The sequence below is a fragment of the Leisingera aquaemixtae genome (genome assembly GCF_001458395.1).
Classification (GTDB): Bacteria; Pseudomonadota; Alphaproteobacteria; order Rhodobacterales; family Rhodobacteraceae; genus Leisingera; species Leisingera aquaemixtae.
Map to the genome: position 1 here is coordinate 35,184 of NZ_CYSR01000021.1, position 18,114 is coordinate 53,297.

General features: G+C 64.5%; 19 protein-coding genes. 7 read left to right on the plus strand and 12 right to left on the minus strand.

Annotation, left to right across the window (positions count from 1 at the left end; all coding sequences use genetic code 11):
- Nucleotides 1-50 precede the first annotated feature (50 nt).
- Nucleotides 51-539 (plus strand): HPP family protein, encoded by a 489-nt coding sequence (locus PHA8399_RS08710; RefSeq protein WP_058285766.1) that lies wholly within the window; start codon nt 51-53, stop codon nt 537-539.
- 23 nt (nt 540-562) lie between these two features.
- On the opposite strand, the gene PHA8399_RS08715 is transcribed toward PHA8399_RS08710, so the two are convergent.
- The 3 genes from PHA8399_RS08715 to PHA8399_RS08725 all read right to left on the minus strand — a co-directional run bounded on the left by PHA8399_RS08715 (nt 563) and on the right by PHA8399_RS08725 (nt 3,878).
- Entirely contained in the window at nt 563-1,078 is a 516-nt protein-coding gene (locus tag PHA8399_RS08715) for a carboxymuconolactone decarboxylase family protein (protein WP_058285767.1), read from the minus strand.
- Nucleotides 1,079-1,213: 135 nt separating this feature from the next.
- A complete protein-coding gene (proS, locus tag PHA8399_RS08720) occupies nt 1,214-2,572 on the minus strand; it encodes a proline--tRNA ligase (protein ID WP_058285768.1) in 1,359 nt (452 codons plus the stop codon).
- A gap of 262 nt (nt 2,573-2,834) precedes the next feature.
- Nucleotides 2,835-3,878 (minus strand): phospholipase D family protein, encoded by a 1,044-nt coding sequence (locus tag PHA8399_RS08725; RefSeq protein WP_058285769.1) that lies wholly within the window; start codon nt 3,876-3,878, stop codon nt 2,835-2,837.
- 183 nt (nt 3,879-4,061) lie between these two features.
- Between PHA8399_RS08725 and PHA8399_RS08730 the strand changes: the two genes are divergently transcribed.
- The 4 genes from PHA8399_RS08730 to PHA8399_RS08745 all read left to right on the plus strand — a co-directional run bounded on the left by PHA8399_RS08730 (nt 4,062) and on the right by PHA8399_RS08745 (nt 9,032).
- Nucleotides 4,062-5,426 carry an FAD-dependent oxidoreductase gene (locus PHA8399_RS08730; protein ID WP_058285770.1) on the plus strand — a complete coding sequence of 455 codons (1,365 nt, stop codon included), beginning with the start codon at nt 4,062-4,064 and terminating at the stop codon, nt 5,424-5,426.
- A 174-nt stretch (nt 5,427-5,600) separates the two neighbouring features.
- Entirely contained in the window at nt 5,601-6,674 is a 1,074-nt protein-coding gene (locus PHA8399_RS08735; RefSeq protein WP_058285771.1) for an AI-2E family transporter, read from the plus strand.
- A 5-nt stretch (nt 6,675-6,679) separates the two neighbouring features.
- Nucleotides 6,680-7,387, plus strand: a complete 708-nt coding sequence (locus tag PHA8399_RS08740) for an HdaA/DnaA family protein (protein ID WP_058285772.1) — start codon at nt 6,680-6,682, stop codon at nt 7,385-7,387.
- Between the two features lie 52 nt (nt 7,388-7,439).
- The gene (locus tag PHA8399_RS08745; protein ID WP_058285773.1) at nt 7,440-9,032 is read left to right on the plus strand and encodes a Ppx/GppA family phosphatase; all 1,593 of its coding nucleotides are present in this window, start codon (nt 7,440-7,442) and stop codon (nt 9,030-9,032) included.
- Nucleotides 9,033-9,046: 14 nt separating this feature from the next.
- On the opposite strand, the gene PHA8399_RS08750 is transcribed toward PHA8399_RS08745, so the two are convergent.
- Both PHA8399_RS08750 and PHA8399_RS08755 read right to left on the minus strand, forming a co-directional pair.
- A complete protein-coding gene (locus PHA8399_RS08750; protein WP_058285774.1) occupies nt 9,047-9,427 on the minus strand; it encodes a hypothetical protein in 381 nt (126 codons plus the stop codon).
- 231 nt (nt 9,428-9,658) lie between these two features.
- Nucleotides 9,659-10,123, minus strand: coding sequence for a DUF1330 domain-containing protein (locus tag PHA8399_RS08755; protein WP_058285775.1), 465 nt, complete (start codon nt 10,121-10,123; stop codon nt 9,659-9,661).
- 134 nt (nt 10,124-10,257) lie between these two features.
- Here PHA8399_RS08755 and PHA8399_RS08760 point away from each other — a divergent pair, with 134 nt between their 5' ends.
- On the plus strand, nt 10,258-10,617 hold the full coding sequence (locus tag PHA8399_RS08760) for a winged helix-turn-helix transcriptional regulator (protein WP_244270181.1): 360 nt from the start codon (nt 10,258-10,260) through the stop codon (nt 10,615-10,617).
- A 151-nt stretch (nt 10,618-10,768) separates the two neighbouring features.
- Here PHA8399_RS08760 and PHA8399_RS08765 read toward each other — a convergent pair whose 3' ends face one another.
- The 7 genes from PHA8399_RS08765 to PHA8399_RS08795 all read right to left on the minus strand — a co-directional run bounded on the left by PHA8399_RS08765 (nt 10,769) and on the right by PHA8399_RS08795 (nt 17,502).
- Nucleotides 10,769-11,764 (minus strand): endonuclease/exonuclease/phosphatase family protein, encoded by a 996-nt coding sequence (locus PHA8399_RS08765; RefSeq protein ID WP_058285776.1) that lies wholly within the window; start codon nt 11,762-11,764, stop codon nt 10,769-10,771.
- Nucleotides 11,745-12,443, minus strand: coding sequence for a molecular chaperone DjiA (locus tag PHA8399_RS08770; RefSeq protein ID WP_058285777.1), 699 nt, complete (start codon nt 12,441-12,443; stop codon nt 11,745-11,747). The genes PHA8399_RS08765 and PHA8399_RS08770 overlap by 20 nt, the downstream gene beginning before the upstream one ends.
- A 9-nt stretch (nt 12,444-12,452) precedes the next feature.
- A complete protein-coding gene (locus PHA8399_RS08775) occupies nt 12,453-12,974 on the minus strand; it encodes a GNAT family N-acetyltransferase (RefSeq protein ID WP_058285778.1) in 522 nt (173 codons plus the stop codon).
- Complete coding sequence (locus tag PHA8399_RS08780; RefSeq protein WP_058285779.1) at nt 12,971-13,579, minus strand: VOC family protein; 609 nt, start codon at nt 13,577-13,579, stop codon at nt 12,971-12,973. Before PHA8399_RS08780 ends, PHA8399_RS08775 begins: the two co-directional genes overlap by 4 nt.
- A gap of 104 nt (nt 13,580-13,683) precedes the next feature.
- The gene (locus PHA8399_RS08785) at nt 13,684-14,172 is read right to left on the minus strand and encodes an MAPEG family protein (RefSeq protein WP_058285780.1); all 489 of its coding nucleotides are present in this window, start codon (nt 14,170-14,172) and stop codon (nt 13,684-13,686) included.
- A 299-nt stretch (nt 14,173-14,471) separates the two neighbouring features.
- Nucleotides 14,472-16,601, minus strand: a complete 2,130-nt coding sequence (scpA, locus tag PHA8399_RS08790; protein WP_058285781.1) for a methylmalonyl-CoA mutase — start codon at nt 16,599-16,601, stop codon at nt 14,472-14,474.
- On the minus strand, nt 16,567-17,502 hold the full coding sequence (locus PHA8399_RS08795; protein ID WP_058285782.1) for a hypothetical protein: 936 nt from the start codon (nt 17,500-17,502) through the stop codon (nt 16,567-16,569). The genes scpA and PHA8399_RS08795 overlap by 35 nt, the downstream gene beginning before the upstream one ends.
- A 177-nt stretch (nt 17,503-17,679) precedes the next feature.
- On the opposite strand from PHA8399_RS08795, the gene PHA8399_RS08800 reads away from it, so the two are divergent.
- Nucleotides 17,680-18,114: a DUF4174 domain-containing protein gene (locus tag PHA8399_RS08800; RefSeq protein ID WP_058285783.1), complete on the plus strand. Its 435-nt coding sequence runs from the start codon at nt 17,680-17,682 to the stop codon at nt 18,112-18,114.

The following is an 18,114-nucleotide window of genomic DNA, read 5'->3' on the forward strand; positions in this document are numbered from 1 at the left end:
GCTGCAGTAAGGCTTTATCAGCCCGGTTCCGGCTTTAATTGGTGAGAACGATGGACAGATACTTCAAACGCGCGCTTCCGCATCCCTCGCTGCGCACGGTGGTCATGGCGGGGCTGGGTGCCTTTCTGGCAATTGCTGCGCTGTCGCTGCTCACAACCCATGCCAACCTCCTGCTGCTGATCGCCCCCTTCGGCGCCAGCTGCGTCCTGCTGTTTTCAGTTCCCGCCAGCCCGCTGTCGCAGCCCGCGCATGTGGTCGGCGGGCATGTTCTGGCCACTGCCGTCGCACTGGCGCTGAACGCGCTGCTGCCGGACAGCTGGTGGGCGCTGGCGCTGGCCGTGGGCCTGTCGATCGCGCTGATGGCGGCGCTGCGGCTGACCCATCCGCCCGCGGGCGCCGATCCGCTGGTGGTCTTTGCCACCGATCCCGGCATTTCCTTCCTGCTGTTCCCGGTGCTGACCGGCGCCGTGGCGCTGGTGGCGATTGCCGCGCTGTTCCACCGTCTCTCGGGCCATGAATACCCGCTGAAACACGGCTGAGCGCGCGCCCCTGAGGCCAAGGTCTATTTACCGCGCACCGCCTGCGCCATTGCGGCATAGGAGTTCACCAGCTCCTGTGCCGTTGGCCGCGGCTCCGGCGCCTGTCCCGGCTCGGCCAGCCCGGCGGCCTTGACGATGGTGTTGATGAAGCTGAAGACGCCGCAGACCTCCACCACCTCATAAAGCGCGGCTTCGCTCCAGCCTGCCGTGACGGCCTCCTCAAAGGCCTGCGAAAGACCCTCGGCCTCGCCGCCGTGCAGGGCACGGGCGTATTCCAGCAGGGGCCGGATACGGTCCTGTGTTGCCGCCACCGGGCCGCAAAACACGTCCGAGAACAGGCTGTGGTAGTGAACGCAATAGGCCACATCGTTCAGGCCGGAGACATAGGCGGCAATCGCCTCGCGTTCGCCCCGCGACAGCGCGCCGCTGCCGCACATGATGCTGTCCAGCAGATGCAGCAACTGTTCCGCGTTCCGGGGAAAAGACGACAGCACATGCGTCAGCCCGCTGTCTTTTTCGATACCGCTGAAGCTGGCCACGTCCGTTCTCCCGCCTTGGATACTGCCAAGGCTAGCAGCCGGGCTGCCCTCTGTCAGTGCCCCTGCCCGCCCGGCAATGGAAAACCCCGCCAGCATCTGCCGGCGGGGCTGTTTCCTTCGAACTGGCAGGCTGGCTCAGAAGCCGCGGCCGGTGCGGTGTTTCTCATAGATGGCCACCACCTTCTTCACCGCCTCTTCCGGGCTCAGCTCCTCGCTTTCGCCGGTGCGGCGCGAGGTCAGTTCCACCACGCCGTTCTTCAGGCCCCGCGGGCCGACGGTGATGCGCCAGGGCAGGCCGATCAGGTCCATGGTGGCAAACTTGCCGCCCGCACGCTCGTTGCGGTCGTCATAGAGCGGATCCAGACCGGCCGCGCTCAGCGCCGCATAGAGCTGGTTGCAGGCCGCGTCCGCCTCGTCGTCGCCCTGCTTGAGGTTGACGATACCGCAGTGGAACGGGGTCACGCCTTCGGGCCAGATGATGCCGTTGTCGTCGTGGCTGGCCTCGATGATGGCGCCCAGCAGGCGCGAGACGCCAATGCCGTGGCTGCCCATGTGGACCGGCACCGGCTTGCCGTCGGGGCCCTGCACGGTGGCGCCCATCGACTCGGAATACTTGGTGCCGAAGTAGAAAATCTGCCCGACCTCGATACCGCGGGCAAAGCGGCGGCGCTCTTCCGGCACCTGCTCCTGGAACACCACCTCGTCGTGGGTCTCGTCGGTGCGGGCATAGCGGGAGGTGAATTCCTCCAGCACCGCCTGGCACTGCTCGACGCTGTCATAGTCGATATCACGGTCGCCGAAGGTGAGGTCGGTCACGGCGGAGTCATAGAACACCTCGGACTCGCCGGTTTCGGCCAGCACCAGGAATTCATGGGTGTAATCGCCGCCGATCGGGCCGCCGTCGGCGCGCATCGGGATCGCCTGCAGGCCCATGCGCTCGTAGGTGCGCAAATAGCTGACCAAGTGGCGGTTGTAGGCGTGCAGCGCGTCTTCCTTGGAGAGGTCGAAGTTGTAGCCGTCCTTCATGTAGAACTCGCGGCCCCGCATTACGCCGAAGCGCGGGCGGATCTCGTCGCGGAACTTCCACTGCACCTGATACATGGTCAGCGGCAGGTCCTTGTAGGAGGACACATGGGCGCGGAAGATGTCGGTGATCATCTCCTCGTTGGTGGGGCCGAACAGCATGTCGCGGTCGTGGCGGTCCTTGATGCGCAGCATCTCCTGGCCGTAGTCGTCATAGCGGCCCGACTCGCGCCACAGGTCGGCGGGCTGCATGGTGGCCATCAGCATCGGGATGTGGCCCGCGCGGATCTGCTCGTCGTGGACGATGCTTTCGATCTTCTTCAGCACCTTGAAGCCCAGCGGCAGCCAGGAATAGATCCCGGCGGAGGATTGCTTGATCATCCCGGCGCGCAGCATCAGCCGGTGGCTGACGATCTGGGCTTCCGAGGGGTTCTCTTTCAGAACCGGCAGAAAATAGCGGGACAGGCGCATCTTGGCTCCATCGGTGATGTGGGTTCGCGTTCCCGCCCGGTTTAGTGGGTGTGAGGGGTGCGGGCAAGGGGATGATCCGTTGTGGCGGTATGCGGCCCGAACCGGCTTCTGCCGTAACAGTGGCTGCTTGCCCTCTTGGGACGTGAGGCGCCAGCCGCACGGCCCGCGCCTGACCTTCCCCGCGGGAAGGCGCTTCACGCCTCCCCAAGGTCAGGCCCGGGCCTTGTGTCGCGCAAGGGCGGCAAGACAGCACGCCCTGTTATCAGGCGCGTTCCACCGAAAAAGACTGCCTGCTACTTTCCATCCCTTTACCAAGTTTGGCAGAACCTGCGGCATAACGCGCGAACTCAGAGAGCTTGATAACCACCCCTTCGCTCACATCAAGTTCTTTCGATTTTGCAAACTCAAGAAGGCACTTAGCGAAACTCTTTCTAGCCTCTGCTGCAAGAGGTGAATACCCGAGGAAACTGTCGAGTTTCCGGGCCGCTTGAAACGGTTCACCGTCAAGTTTGTAATCCGGGAACTCTCCCGTTCGCTGGCAATAACCTTCAAAAACTAGGCTTCCTGCATGTGGCTTGCGGAAGTCTATCAGCATTCCGTCACTCGGCAAGTTGTCCCAACCCCAATAGAAGGTAAGATCTTCGTTCAAGAGCTCATTGGTTTCTTGCTCTTTCGCAAAATACGCACTCTTTTCATTTTTTGTCATCGATGGATAAATCGCAATGTAGGCAGGCTTATCTTCAAACCAGTCTGGTTCCTCCAGCAACGCATCCCATAGCGTTTTGTGGCGCGCAGGCCGGGATTGCATCATTTCAAGGTTATGCTGCCGCTCGTTCCAAACCTTTAGAGCCTCATCAATCAAGTCAGGCCTATCACGTAAGTTTTGCGACATCAGCCGAAGTTCGTCAAACTTACCCGCAAGCTCATTTTTCTTCGTTTTGCTCTTAAAAGTTACATTTAACTCCTCCCATCCCGACTGGTCCATCCCTTGCAGTCCCAAGCCGTTAACAGAAGCATTTGAAGACCCCACGAACCCGAGTTGGTTACCAACCACCCCGAACTTTGCGTGCAATCTGTCCAGCGCAAAAACTTGCGCTCCTCGCCCCAACAGGTCGCGCACAACGTTCGGATTGGTTCCTCCCATTTTCAAGTTGCAGATTACTTCAACACCACTAAGCGGTTGATCACCGAACAGTTTGAGCGCTCCGTTCCCCCAGAAAGCAATCGCCAATTTTGCAGAAGGCTTGCGCTTGAAGGCACCCAGAACTTTGGCTTGGAGACCCGGCCCATCAATAAAATTGCTCATTTGAAACTCCTTGAATGTAATCTGATGAATTGGTCACAGAACAATCAACCAGAAGCAACCCCACCGCGGCGCTACGATGCTGTTTTCCGGCCCCCGCGGCGCAAAAGAACTTGAATCGCCATTCAAGATTCGAAAGTGTTAGCGGAAACGCCAAACACGGCGGCAAGTCCCAGGGAGAGAGACGTGACCAAAACCATCCATGAGCCGGCCCGCGAGATTCCGGTCATCCATGAAACAGACGTGCTGGTGGTGGGCTCCGGCCCCGGCGGGCTGTCGGCGGCCTTGGCGGCGGCGCGCGCAGGCGTGGAGGTCACCCTCCTGGACCGCTTCGGCTGCTTTGGCGGCAATATCACCACCGTGGGGGTCGAGGGCTTTGCCTGGTACCGGCACGAGGAAACGGTGGAGGCCGGCGGCATCGGCTGGGAGTTCGAGGAACGTGCCAAGGCGATGGGTGCGGCGGTGCCGGAAAGCCAGTCGCTGAGCTATGAGCTGGACAGCGAGGGCTTCAAGCTGGTCGCGGACAAGCTGGTCGAAGAGGCCGGCATCCACCCGATGCTGCACCGGGTGTTCGTGGCGCCGATCCGTGAGGGCAGCCGGATCACCGGCGTTATCGTCGAGAGCAAGGCAGGCCGCGAGGCGGTGCTGGCCAAGCGTGTGATCGACGCCACCGGCGACGCCGACATTGCCCATATGATGGGCGCGCCTTGCGTGAAAACCCCGGTGGAGCAGATGCAGGCGGCCAGCGTGATGTTCCACATCGCGGGCGTGGACAAACAGAAGTTCATGGAAGGTGTCAAAGCCGATCCGCAGACCTATGCCAACTGGTCGACCGGCGAATGGCAGGTGGAGACCTCGGGCAAGGAAGACGCAATGTTCTCCCCCTTCCTGGCCAAGCCCTTTGCCCAGGCGATCCGCGACGGGGTGATTCCGGCGCATCTGAACACCATCGGCGGCACCTGGGGCGCGGTGCATGACTCGGGCGAGATGACCTATATGAACCTGGTGCATCTGGCGGGCATCGACGGCACCGACCCCGACAGCATGACCCGGGGCGAGATCGAGGGGCGCAAACAGGCGATGCACGCGATTGATGCCTTGCGCGCCTACACGCCGGGCTGCGCGGGCGCGCGGCTTCGCAACTTCGGCATGACCATCGGCATCCGCGACACCCGCAAGATCGACGCGCATCATAACATCACCGAGGACGAGACCCGCAACCAGGGCCGGTTCGAGGATACCATCGGGATTTACCCTGAGTTCATCGACGGCTACGGCGTGCTGATCCTGCCCACCACCGGGCGCTACATGCAGATCCCCTACCGGTCGATGCTGCCTAAAGGGGTTGAGGGGCTGCTGGTGACCGGCCGCGCCATCGGCGGCGACCGGATTGCCCATGCGGCGACGCGCAACATGGCCTGCTGCGCGGTGGCCGGACAGGGCGCAGGCGTGGCGGCGGCGCTGTCGGTGAAGTCAGACTGCGCGCTGGACGCGGTCAGCCTTTCCGCGCTGCACGGGGAACTGCAGCGCCAGGGGGTAAGGCTTCACTGACAAGGGGCCGCGGCGCCGCCGGGTCTATCCAGAATTTGCCCCCGGCCTTTTGCGCCTTATCCCCGCCTTGCCCACAGGCGATTTGCCCGCGGCCCTTGCAAGCGCCCGCCCCATCAGGGAAGACTACCGCCAAGGATCCTGAACCAAAACGGGCCAAGGGCGGGTTGTCTGATCATGGCGCTACCAGCAAAGAAACAGTTTAAATACTGGGGCGTTGCCGCCCTGGTCTTTGCCGTGGTGATGTGGTCGCTTGGCCATGTGCTGCTGCCCTTCATCCTGGGCGCCGCGATTGCCTATATGATCGACCCGATTGCCGACCGGCTGGAGGCCTGGGGCATGAGCCGCTCGGGCGCCACCGCGACCATCACGGTGGGCACGCTGGTGGTGTTCGTGCTGCTGCTTCTGGTGGTGGTGCCGACACTGATCTACCAGATGATCGACCTTGCCAATGTGCTGCCCAAGCTGATCGGCGATGCGCGCAACTTCGTCAATGACCGCTTCCCGGCGGTCTTTGAACAGGACAGCCGCATTCACCAGGCGATCTCCGCCCTCGCCGAGACCCTGCAGTCGCGCGCGGTGCAGGTGCTGCAATCGGTGGCAGGCTCCGCGGTCTCGCTGCTGAATGTGGTGGTGCTTTTGGTGATCGTGCCGGTAGTGGCGGTCTATCTGCTGCTGGATTGGGACCGGATGATTGCCCGCATCGACGAGCTGCTGCCGCGCGACCACCAGCCGGTGATCCGCCGCCTGGCCGGTGACATCGACGCGGCGCTGGCGTCCTTTATCCGCGGCATGGGCACGGTCTGCCTGATCCTTGGCACCTACTATGCGGTGGCGCTGATGCTGGTGGGGCTGAACTTTGGCCTCGCCGTCGGGTTCATTGCCGGGCTGGTCACCTTCATTCCCTATCTTGGCGCGCTGATCGGCGGCGCGCTGGCGATTGGGCTGGCGCTGTTCCAGTTCTGGGGCGACTGGGTCTCGATCGGGCTGGTGGCGCTGATTTTTGTCGTCGGCCAGGTGATCGAGGGCAACTTCCTGACGCCCAAGCTGGTGGGCGACTCGGTCGGGCTGCACCCGGTCTGGCTGCTGCTGGCACTGTCGGTGTTCGGCGCCCTGTTCGGCTTTGTCGGGATGTTGATCGCGGTGCCGGTGGCGGCGGCGCTGGGGGTGGTTGCCCGCTTTGTGACCGAGCAGTACCTGGACAGCCGCCTGTATCAGGGCCAGGGCCACCGGGACGCGGGAACGGAATAAACCAGATGGCACATCAGCTGAGTTTTGATCTCCCGGCGAAACCTGCGCTGGGGCGGGAGGATTTCTTTGTCGCGCCCTCCAATGCGATGGCGGTGGCGCTTCTGGATCCGCAGTTTGCCTGGCCCAGCGGCAAGCTGGTGCTGACCGGCCCCAAGGGTGCCGGCAAGTCGCATCTGGCGCATGTCTGGGCCAGCCAGACGGGCGCCCGCATCATTCCCGCCGCAAAGCTGACAGCCGGGGCGGTGCCGGAGCTGTCGCACGGCCCGATCGCGGTGGAGGACGTGCCGCAGATCGCTGCCGACCCTGAGCGGCAGAACGCCCTGTTCCATCTGCACAATCTGGTTCTGGCGCAGGGCCATGCGCTGGTGATGACCGGCCAGCCCGCGCCCAATCTCTGGGGCCTCACCCTGCCCGACCTGCAAAGCCGGGTGCAGGCCGCCACCCACGCCGAGCTGCAGCCGCCGGACGACCAGCTGCTGGCGGTGGTGCTGGCCAAGCTGTTCAACGACCGCCAGATCACGCCGAAGCCCGATGTGATTCCCTACCTGGTGGCGCATATGGACCGCTCCTTTGCCGCCGCGGCGCAGATGGTGCGGCGGCTGGACCACCTGTCGCTGGCCGAAAAACGCAGCCTGACCCGGCCCCTGGCGGTGCGGGTGCTGTCGGAAAGCCGGGAGAAGGAAACGGAAAATGACGCAGCCGCAAGCGGTTGACCCCTGCCCGCCCTTCGGCGATCCTGACCGCGGATTGCAAGACGGAGCCCTCATGAACGTCACCCAGGACCCCGCCGCCGCCAGCACCGATTGGGGCCCCTTCGGGCGTCCGATCTTTCACGACCCCGGCGCCCGGGCGCTGTCCCGCGTGGGGGTGGTCGATGTCGGCTCCAACTCGGTCCGCCTGGTGGTGTTCGACGGCGCCGCCCGCAGCCCGGCCTATTTCTACAACGAAAAGATCATGTGCGCGCTTGGCGCGGGCTTGTCGGATTCGGGCCGCCTGAACCCCGAGGGCCGCGCCCGCGCCCTGTCGGCGCTGCACCGGTTCCAGTATCTGGCCAAGGGCATGGGGCTGCCGCCCTTGTCCGCCGTCGCCACCGCCGCGGTGCGCGACGCCGAGGACGGGCCGGAATTTTGCGCGGAAGTGCTGCGCCAGACCGGCCTCAAGATCCACGTGATCGACGGGCGCGAAGAGGCGCGGCTGTCGGCGCAGGGCGTGCTGCTGGGCTGGCCCGGTGCCTATGGGCTGGTCTGCGATATCGGCGGCTCCTCGATGGAGCTGGCGGAGATCCAGGAAAACACCGTGGGCCGCCGGGTGACCTCGCCGCTGGGGCCCTTGAAGCTGTGCGACGTCAAGGGCGGGCGCAGGGGCCGCAAGGAATACATCCGCGACGTCATCGAGCAGCTGAAGGAAGAGATGGGCACCCAGCGCGACCGGCTGTTCCTGGTCGGCGGCAGCTGGCGCGCGATTGCCCGCATCGACATGCACCGGCGCGGCTATCCGCTGAAGGTGCTGCATGAATACCGGATGTCGGCCAAGGACGTGCGCGAGACCGCGCGCTATATCGAGACCCGCAACCTCGACAAGCTGCGCGACGCCTGCGGCGTTTCTGCCAGCCGGATGTCGCTGGTGCCTTATGCGATCGACGTGCTGACCCGGCTGGTCAAGACCTTCAAGCCCAAGGACATCGCGGTTTCCAGCTATGGCATCCGCGAGGGGCTTTTGTACGAGCAGATGCCGCAGCGGCTGCGCGCCCGCGACCCGCTGATCGAAGCCTCCCGCTTTGCCGAGATGAAGGACGCGCGGGTGCCGGGCTTCGGCAAGACGCTCTATGATTTCGTGAGCCCGCTGTTCAGCGGCGCCCGGCACAGCAAGCGGCGGCTGGTCAAGGCCGCCTGCCTGCTGCATGACGTCAGCTGGCGGGCGCATCCCGACTACCGCGCCGAGGTCTGTTTCGACAATGCCACCCGCGCCAACCTGGGCGGGCTGAAGCATTCGGAGCGGGTGTTCCTGGGCCTGGCGCTCTTGCACCGCTACAGCAACAAGCGGCGCGGCAGCAGTTTCGAATACCTCTATGGCCTGCTGGACGAGAAGGGCCAGCACGAGGCCGAGGTGCTGGGCAAGGCGATGCGGTTTGGCGCCATGATGATGATGACCGGCAACGGCAACATCGGCACGCTGCGCTGGCAGCCGCGCAAGCGGGTGCTGCATGTGGAGCTGCCGGACGCGGCGCGGCCGCTGTACGGCGAGGTGGCCGAGGCCCGGCTGCAGTCGCTGGGCAAGGCGCTGGAGGCGGAGATCGACCTGAAGTTCAGCAAGCCCGCACCGCCCCCGGATGCGGAAGCAGAGGCAGGGGCGGAATAAGCCGGGCGGGGGCGTCAGATCTCGGTAACGCCTTCCTCATCCTCGCTGTCCTTGGCGGCGGGCGCGTTGTCCTTTGGCTTCTTGCGAATGATGATATCGCCGTTGGGCAGAATTTCGGGCATCTCATAGGCGCTCCAGTCCTCCACCTCCTTGGCGATACCGGCCAGCGCAGGCCCCATCCGGGACAGGAATTCAGCCATCGAGGGGCCGGCCTCCTCCATCATGCCCTGCAGGCCCTCCAGCGCCGGCGCCATCTCCTGGCGCAAGCCTTCCCAGAACAGCTCCGCCCCGCGCTCCATCAGCGAGGGGCCGCTGTCCTCCGCCTCCGCGTCCTGGGCGGCGAGCGGGCTGGAGATGAGGGCGATCAGGGCGGCGGGCAGAAGGATCTGTTTCATGGGGCTAATATAGGGCCGCCTGCGCTGCGCGAACAGAGGGGGGCGGAACAAGGGGTGGGTTTGGCGGGGGGACGTGCGGGACGGAGCCGAAGTTCACGCGATTACCTGAAAGTCAGCTTCATCGATTAGCGCTACCGTTAACGTAATCTCTTGCCTGAGATCGTCTCCAAACATCGTATTATTCAGTGGTGGACCAGGCGTGTGCCGGATGCCTTAACAATGTCAGGTAGCCTACCCTAGACAAAGCGACACTTTTTGATCGCTGCAGGCCGCAATTCGATGAATATAGGCTTCCCGGTAAGCCTCCAATTCAAAGAGTGAAAGCAGCGCACTGGGATTTGGATAAGACCCGATTGCGACCAGATCCCATTCTTCAGCGGTCCCGATGAATGTCTTGCCGAAGGGCGCAACCAACAGAAATTTGCCTCCGACCTTTTCGAGGCTTGGCATACTCACGGCTGCATATCGCTGGAATGCTTCCTGTCCTGAAATATTGCTCTGGGCTGCTGCAAAGTCCTTGGGATAGAGCGCGCTGTCACGCATCTTGAAGAAGTTCACTAAGGTGACGGGTTGGTTGTTTGGGCATTTGGCCAGTGCTTTCCAAGCGTCTTCGCCGGGTTGCCCGCTGCCTTCCGCACCCCAATTTGCAAGAATGCTCTCAATACGGTCAATCAAGCTGAGTTGTGTCATCGTCATAACTGTATTTCCCATCTGCTAGCCCGCCAGTGTTGACGGTTGCGCTGTAACTATTGGATAAGTGCACTTATACAAGTAGGCAGTATTTTTTGGGGTAGTATGCTTTCTTGTACTATTGGAAGCGGAGACCGATTGTGACCGACAACCTTCAACCGATACCACCAACCGCTGCGGGCTTGTGTCAGCTTCCTTGTCCGATGCCGGACATCGTCTCACTCGTTGGCGGCAAATGGAAACTGATTATCCTGCAAATACTGGTATTTGACGGAACCCAGAGGTTCGGCGAACTTAAAAGGCGCTTGGACGGCGTGAGCCAAACCATGCTGACCAATCAATTGAGAGCGCTCGAAAGCGATCAGCTGATAACACGCAAAATTTTTCCCGAGGTCCCGCCACGTGTTGAATACAGCGCAACCCCCCTCGCGAAAGACATGGAAGATGTGTTTTACGCCATGCGTGATTGGTGGAAGAGAAACCACACTGGGGCTGATTGACGAAAAGTTGCCCTTTGTCCGCTTTCACCCAAACCAGAATTTGATCAACGACGCAGCATCAGTCACTCTGGGCTCGAAGCCCCCTTTCACTGCCCTAGGCTTCCCAAAACTCACCGCCCCTCCCCGCCAACCGGCCCGCAGCCCCCCTCCCTCACTCCAGCGCGATATCCAGCGTCACCGGGAAGTGGTCGGAGGCGTTGAGCAGCGCGTCGCGCAGCTCCTCGTCGGCGTAGCATTCGGCGTCCTCGAACGGGTGCCAGATCCGCCACTGCGGGTCAAAGCGCATCAGGCTGTGCGAGATCATCACATAGTCCAGCAGCGCCGGGAAATAGCGTTTGGAGTCAGAGTTGTAGAACCGCGAGGTGCTGGGCAGCGAGGTGGCGCGCGGCTGCAGCAGGGATTGCGCGTGGGGGTCGTTCAGCAGATCCCCCAGCACGATCTCGATCGAGGACTGGCCGAAATGCTCTTCGTAGCCGTCGGCGCCGGGGCCGTCGTTCAAATCGCCCAGCACCACCACATGCTCGCCCGCGGCCACATGGTCCGCCACCCGCAGGTGGAGCCAGTTGGCCTGCGCCAGCTGCTTGCGCTGGTTGGCGATGGACAGCGCGGTGATCTCCTCCGGCGCGCTGGCCCCGTGCGGCGCCTTGGACTTCAGATGCGCGCCGATCATCCGCAGCCGGGTGCCGCCGCGGGTGGTGACTGCCAGCTCCAGCGGCGGTTTGGAGAAGGCAACCGTGTCCCGCTGGTCGTCCACATCGAGGTCGATCTCAAACACGCCGTTGAACTGCGGCGCGGCGGCGCTGGCGCGGGCGTCATGCACCGCATCCAGCACTTCGGGATCATAAAGCAGCGCGATCTCCTGATGGGTGTCATTGGGGAACCCGGTGACCGCCTCGCAGGCGCGCAGCCCGGCCTCTGCCGCAAAAGCCTCCAGCGCGCGGGTGGTGCGCTGGGTGCGTCCCGTGTTGGGGGCCTCGATCACCATCACGGCATCGGCGTCCAGGCGGCGCAGCACATGGGCAATCGCGCGCCCCTGGGTATAGCGGTCGACGCCGTAAACGCCCGACGGCTTGCCGTCCAGCATCAGCCGGTCGTTCTTATCGAACAGATAGGCGAACCATTCGATATTATACGTGGCCAGCCGCATTGCCGCCGCACCCGCTGATTTCATCCCAGGCGCGGTTGATGTCGCTCATCCGCTTTTCCGCCAGCCGCACCGCTTCTTCCGGCACGCCGCGGGCGATCATCGCATCCGGGTGGGTGTCGCGCACCAGCTTGCGCCAGTGCTTGCGGATGTCTTCCTTGCTCATCTCCGGGCTGACGCCCAGCACCGTGTAGGGATCCTTGGGCGCATCCGGCACGAACCGGGCGCGCAGCGCCTGGAACTGCTGCGGCGACTGGCCGAAGATGCGGCTCACCTCCTCCAGAAACTCATTCTCGCCGGGATGATAGAACCCGTCGGCCATGGCGATGTGAAACAGCCCCTCCATCAGATCGCAGAGCGTGGTCGGGTCGTCGGCAAACATCTTCTGGATGCGGCGGGCGTATTCCTGGTAGCCGGCCACATCGGTGCGCGCCATGTTGAACACCCGCGCCGCGCCGGTTTCGTCGTCCTGGGCGATCTGGAACACCTCGCGGAAGGCGGTGACCTCGTCCCTGGTGACCTGGCCGTCGGCCTTGGCCATCTTGGCGCCAAGCGCAATGACGGCAATGGCAAAGGCCACGGTGCGCTCGGGCGGGGCGCGCAGGCGGTCGAAGACTTCGCTGAGGCCTTCGCCTGCGGCAAGCGCGGAGAGCGCGTCGGATATGCGGGTCCAAAGTGACATGGGCTCAGCCTATCCGGGATTGACGGAACTGTCAGGGGCGGGAATGCCCGGCGTCAGGATTTTCTGCATGAAAACAGTGTCCAGCCAAAGGCCGTTCTTGCAGCCGAGCTCCGGCATCCGGGCGGTCTCCGCGTAGCCCAGAGCGGCGTGAAAGGCGATGGCGCCGGGGTTGGCGCTGCTGACGCTGGCGATCAGAACGTGCAGCCCCGCCTCCTTTGCCCTGGCTTCCAGCGCCTGCATCAGCGCCCGCCCTGCCCCCTGCCCCTGTGCCGCGGGCAGCAGGTGGATGGTGTGCTCAGCCGTGAAGCGGTAGCCGGGGCCGGAGCGGAACGGGAAATAGTGCGCGTGTCCGAGGATGCTGCCGTCCTGCTCCGCCACCAGATAGGCGCCGTTGCTGGCGGCGATCTGGCCGCGCACCTGCTCCGGCGTCTTTTCAATGGTGTTGAAGGTCGCCAGGGTGTCGCGGATCACCCAGTTGACGATGGCGCAGACGGCCTCGGCGTCGGCGTCGGTTGCGGGGCGGACGATCATCTGAGCAGCCTGGTTCCATGCGGGGTGCTGAACTCCGCCATCATGGCGGGCGCGCCCGGCTCCACCTTGACGCGCGGGTCGCTGAGGATGCGGTCCAGCGCTGCCTGCAGCGCGGCGGCCTCCGGGTGGCTGAGAATCAGGCGGCGCAGGCGGCAGCCCGATTGCGGCAGCCTGGCGGCGGGCGGCTCTGCCTGCCATTCAAGGACCGCGGGGAAGAGATTGTCAAAGGGCAAGAGACCGTCCGCAGGCACCGTCATCAGCCAGCTGAGGTCCCCGCGCTGCATCTGCACGTGGCGCTGCGCATGGGGCGGCAGCAGGGGTTTCTCCGCTTCCAGGTCCTCGCTGCGCAGAATCCAGTTGCTGAGCCGTGCGGGGCCGGTGAATTGGTCGAGGTTGAACCAGCGCGGCTGCTCCTGCGGCCGGGCGTCGGGGTCGATGGCGATGGCTTCCAGATAGAGGCCATCCTCCAGCCCGGTCAGCCGATTATGGGTGCCATAGCGGGCGTGGGAGCCGCCGGGGCCGAAGGGAATGCCGAGGGCTTCTTCGGTATGGACAACGGCCTCCTCCAGCGTTGTGCCGGCCACGGCCAGGTGATCGAGTATCATATCCGCCCTCCCCTTTTGCGCGTGAGACTAGCGGCGCTGCGGCGGGGCGCAAGGCGGGAAATGGTGGCCGCACGGCGCCTGCGGCTTGTTTCCGGGCGCAAGCCTCACAGCCACATTGCCAGCGCCCAGACCCCGGCAATCACGGTCGGGTAAAACGTCCCGGCAAACCCCAGCCCGCGTAAGGGCGGCGACAGGTGGTAGCCCGCCCAGAACAGAACCCGCATCAGCGCAAAGGACAGGCCAAGGGCGATGGCAACCGCCCCGCCCAGGGTGACGGCGGCAAAGGGCCAGAGGGCCAGCGCCAGCGCCAGCTGCTCGATGGTGTTGGCCAGCACCCGCTGGTCGATTTCCGCCGCGGAGCCGGGGGTGAAGGGATCGCCGTCAATGATGGTATCATCAAAGAACCGCCGCTGCGCCAGGCGGCCGATGATCAGCGCCAGCACCAGACCGGGCGCGAGGAAGGCGCCGGGCAAAGCGATGGGGGCCGGGATATAGGGCAGGCCCAGCCATTGCGGCAGGCCGGTGACCAGCACGCCCCAGAGGGCGCCGAGGGCCATGCCGGTGAGGATCTGAGGGCGTTTGGAGCGCAGCATGGCGCCACTCAACCACCGCCGCACAGATTTGCCAAGCCATGGCGCCGCCGCCCCGGCGAACAGCTGCGGCTGGCAGCATCAAGCCTCTGAAAAACAGGATCTCCCGCCCGGCGGCGGCTTGTGCCTTTGGCACATCCGCGCCCGTTGGGCGCGGCATCGCACGCCATCCGGCGTGCGATGCAGGCAGCCCGCCCCATCGGGGCGGGCTGCCGGACCCAAAGCCGCCAAGGGGGCGGCCCGAAGGGCGGGTCCCTGCGGGTGCGGGAGAGCCTCCCTGCCCCGCAAGGCCCTTTGTTTGCTTAAGGGCGCGCTTCGCGGATCAGGCGCAGGATGTCCTGGGCCGCTTCCGGGATGTTGGTGCCGGGGCCGAAGATGGCCTTGACGCCCTTGGAATACAGGAACTCGTAGTCCTGCTGCGGGATCACCCCGCCGCAGATCACGATGATGTCGCCTGCGCCTTCGGCCTTCAGCGCCTCGACCAGCTGCGGTGCGAGGGTCTTGTGGCCCGCGGCCTGGCTGGAGATGCCGATCACATGCACATCGTTGTCGATGGCGTCCTGGGCGGCTTCTTCCGGGGTCTGGAACAAGGGGCCGACGTCGACGTCGAAACCGATGTCGGCGAAGGCGGTGGCGATCACCTTGGCGCCGCGGTCGTGGCCGTCCTGGCCCATTTTCACAACCAGCAGGCGCGGGCGGCGGCCCTCTTCTTCGGCAAAGTCCTCGATCGACTTCTGGATCGCGGCAAAGCCCTCGTCGCCCTCGTAGGCAGCGCCGTAGACGCCCGCCAGGGTTTTCACCTCGGCGCGGTGGCGGCCGAATTCCTTTTCCATTGCCATGGAGATCTCTCCGACTGAGGCCCGCGCGCGGGCGGCTTCGACTGCGGCTTCCAGGAGGTTGCCGCTGCCTTCCTTGGCGCGGCGGGTGAGTTCTTCCAAAGCAGCCTGGCAGGCGGCTTCGTCGCGGGTCTTGCGCATCGTCTCAAGGCGGGCGATCTGCGACTCGCGCACCGCGTGGTTGTCCACGTCGAGGATGTCGATCGGGTCTTCCTTGTCCTTGCGGTACTTGTTGACGCCGACGACCACCTCTTCGCCGCGGTCGATCATCGCCTGGCGGCGGGCGGCCGATTCCTCGATGCGCAGCTTGGGCATCCCGGACTCGACGGCCTTGGTCATGCCGCCCATCTCCTCAACCTCTTCCATCAGCGCCCAGGCCTTTTCGACCAGTTCGTTGGTGAGGCTTTCGATGTAGTAGGAGCCGGCCAGCGGATCGACCACGTTGGTGACGCCGGTTTCCTCCTGCAGCACCAACTGGGTGTTGCGGGCGATGCGGGCGGAGAAGTCGGTGGGCAGCGCGATGGCCTCATCCAGCGCGTTGGTGTGCAGCGACTGGGTGCCGCCGAGGACCGCCGACATCGCCTCATACGCGGTGCGGATCACGTTGTTGTAGGGGTCCTGCTCCTGCAAGCTGACGCCCGACGTCTGGCAGTGGGTGCGCAGCATCTTGGAGCGTTCGGACTTGGCGTCGAATTCGGTCATCACCCGGTGCCACAGGGTGCGGGCGGCGCGCAGCTTGGCGATTTCCATGAAGAAGTTCATGCCGATCGCAAAGAAGAACGACAGGCGGCCAGCGAATTTGTCCACATCCATGCCGGCGTCGATCGCGGCGCGCACGTATTCGCGCCCGTCCGCGATGGTATAGGCCAGCTCCTGCACCAGGTTCGCGCCGGCCTCTTGCATGTGGTAGCCGGAGATCGAGATGGAGTTGAACTTGGGCATCTCGTTCGAGGTGTATTCGATGATGTCCGAGATGATCCGCATCGAGGGTTTCGGCGGATAGATATAGGTGTTGCGGACCATGAACTCCTTCAGAATGTCATTCTGAATGGTGCCCGCAAGCAGGGATTTGTCGTGGCCCTGCTCCTCGCCTGCGACGATGAAGGAGGCCAGAACCGGGATCACCGCGCCGTTCATGGTCATCGAGACGGAAACCTTGTCAAGCGGGATGCCGTCGAACAGGATCTTCATGTCCTCAACGCTGTCAATCGCAACGCCGGCCTTGCCGACATCGCCGACCACGCGCGGGTGGTCGCTGTCATAGCCGCGGTGGGTGGCGAGGTCGAAGGCGACCGAGACGCCCTGCTGGCCGGCAGCCAGGTTGCGGCGGTAAAACGCGTTGGATTCCTCCGCGGTGGAGAAGCCCGCGTACTGGCGGATGGTCCAGGGGCGGCCTGCGTACATGGTGGCCTTCACCCCGCGGGTGAAGGGGCCGAACCCGGGCAGCGTGCCCATGTGGGGCAGATCCTTGGTGTCGTCTTCGGTATAGAGCGGCTTGACCTCGATGCCTTCCAGCGTCTGCCAGTTGAGGTCGTCAACAGCCCGTCCGCGCAGCTCTTTCTCAGCCAGAGCCCGCCATTCGTCTTTGTTTGTCATCAGGTCTTCCTCTTGTCAGTGCGATACGGGGCGGGTTCGTGCCCGCCGCCTGTTTATCCGGGTCTTGTGCCAGCGCAGCGAGGCCGTCCGCCCCGCCCGCAAGCCACATCATGTCGTCGGCATAGGCCTCGCGCAGGGCAGCGGTCTGCGCGTCTGTGAAGGGGCGCCAGCGGCCTGTGCCCTCTGGCAGCTGAGCCGCCGCGGAGGACGGCAGGCTGGCGCGCAGGTCCTGCAGGCAGAGCGACGCATTCAGGCGCACCCGCGCATGGGTGCGCGGGGCATCCATGCCGGTGAGGGACGCCAGCGCCGCCTCGGGCCGGGCGCCGAAGGTTTCGAACGGCAGCACATGCAGGCGCACGCCGGGCATGGCGCAGGCAATGTCGGTGATCACGTCGCGCCAGCTGCGCGCCCCCCGCGCCAGCCGGTCCAGGCTGTTCGCCGTGGGCATCTTGTGGCCGCGCGCCACCGCATAGGCCAGCGCCGAGGTCCAGTAACCGTCGAGGCTGCGGATCGACAGCGCCACATCGGTCACCGCGCCGCCAAAAGCCTCGGCAAAGCGCGCCATACGCTCCCCCGCGCCGCTGTAGAGGTCGCCGAGGCGCAGGTTGGCGCGGACCGCGCCAAGCATGTTTTCCTCGCTGACCAGCAGCTGCTGCACGCCTGCCTCGCGGCTGGCCGCCATCTGCAGCTGCAGCCGCCCCTTGGCCCGCTGCACCAGATCGCGGCCGGTGACAGGCGCCGGGCCGGGCTGGATGCCGTGGAACAGCGCCCCGCCGCGGGTGCGGTACGGCCCCCAGAAGCCGATGCCCTGGCAGGCCAGCGGCTGCGCGTTCTGGCGCATGTATTCCTGGAACGATGTCGTTGCGCAACGGTGCGCGCCGGTGTGAAGGATGACTTTCATCGTTGTACGGGACCTCTGCTGGAGGGCCGCAGGCCGCAGCCCGGTCGTCGGGAATTGCACAATCATGGCCGGCAACCCCTCATTATCCCGTTAACGATGATATTTTTTGGCCAAGCCGCAGACTTCGCGGTCGCATTTGCCGGAGCGGTGCATATATTCAACGGGACAGGAGAGATCATGAGAGCAATCCTAACCGTTGTTTTGGCAGGTTTTCTTCCGCTGGCGTCGGTGGCGGCCGATGGCAGCACATCCGATTTGATCCAGCCCGGGTATGACGTGGAGCTGGAGGAATTCCAGTGGACGTACCGGCCGGTGGTGGTGTTCGCCGACAGCCCCGAGGACCCCCGGTACCATGAGCAAATCGAGCGGCTGATGCAGGGTGCCGAAGCATTGCGCAAGCGCGATGTTGTGGTGCTGACCGATACCGACCCGGCCGCCAAATCCGCACTGCGCAAGAAGCTGCGGCCGCGCGGCTTCATGCTGGTGCTGGTGGGCAAGGACGGCGGCGTCAAGCTGAGGAAGCCGCACCCCTGGACGGTGCGCGAATTGTCCCGCACCATCGACAAATTCCCGGACCGGCTGCGCGAAGTGGAAGAGCGGCGCGGCGAGTGA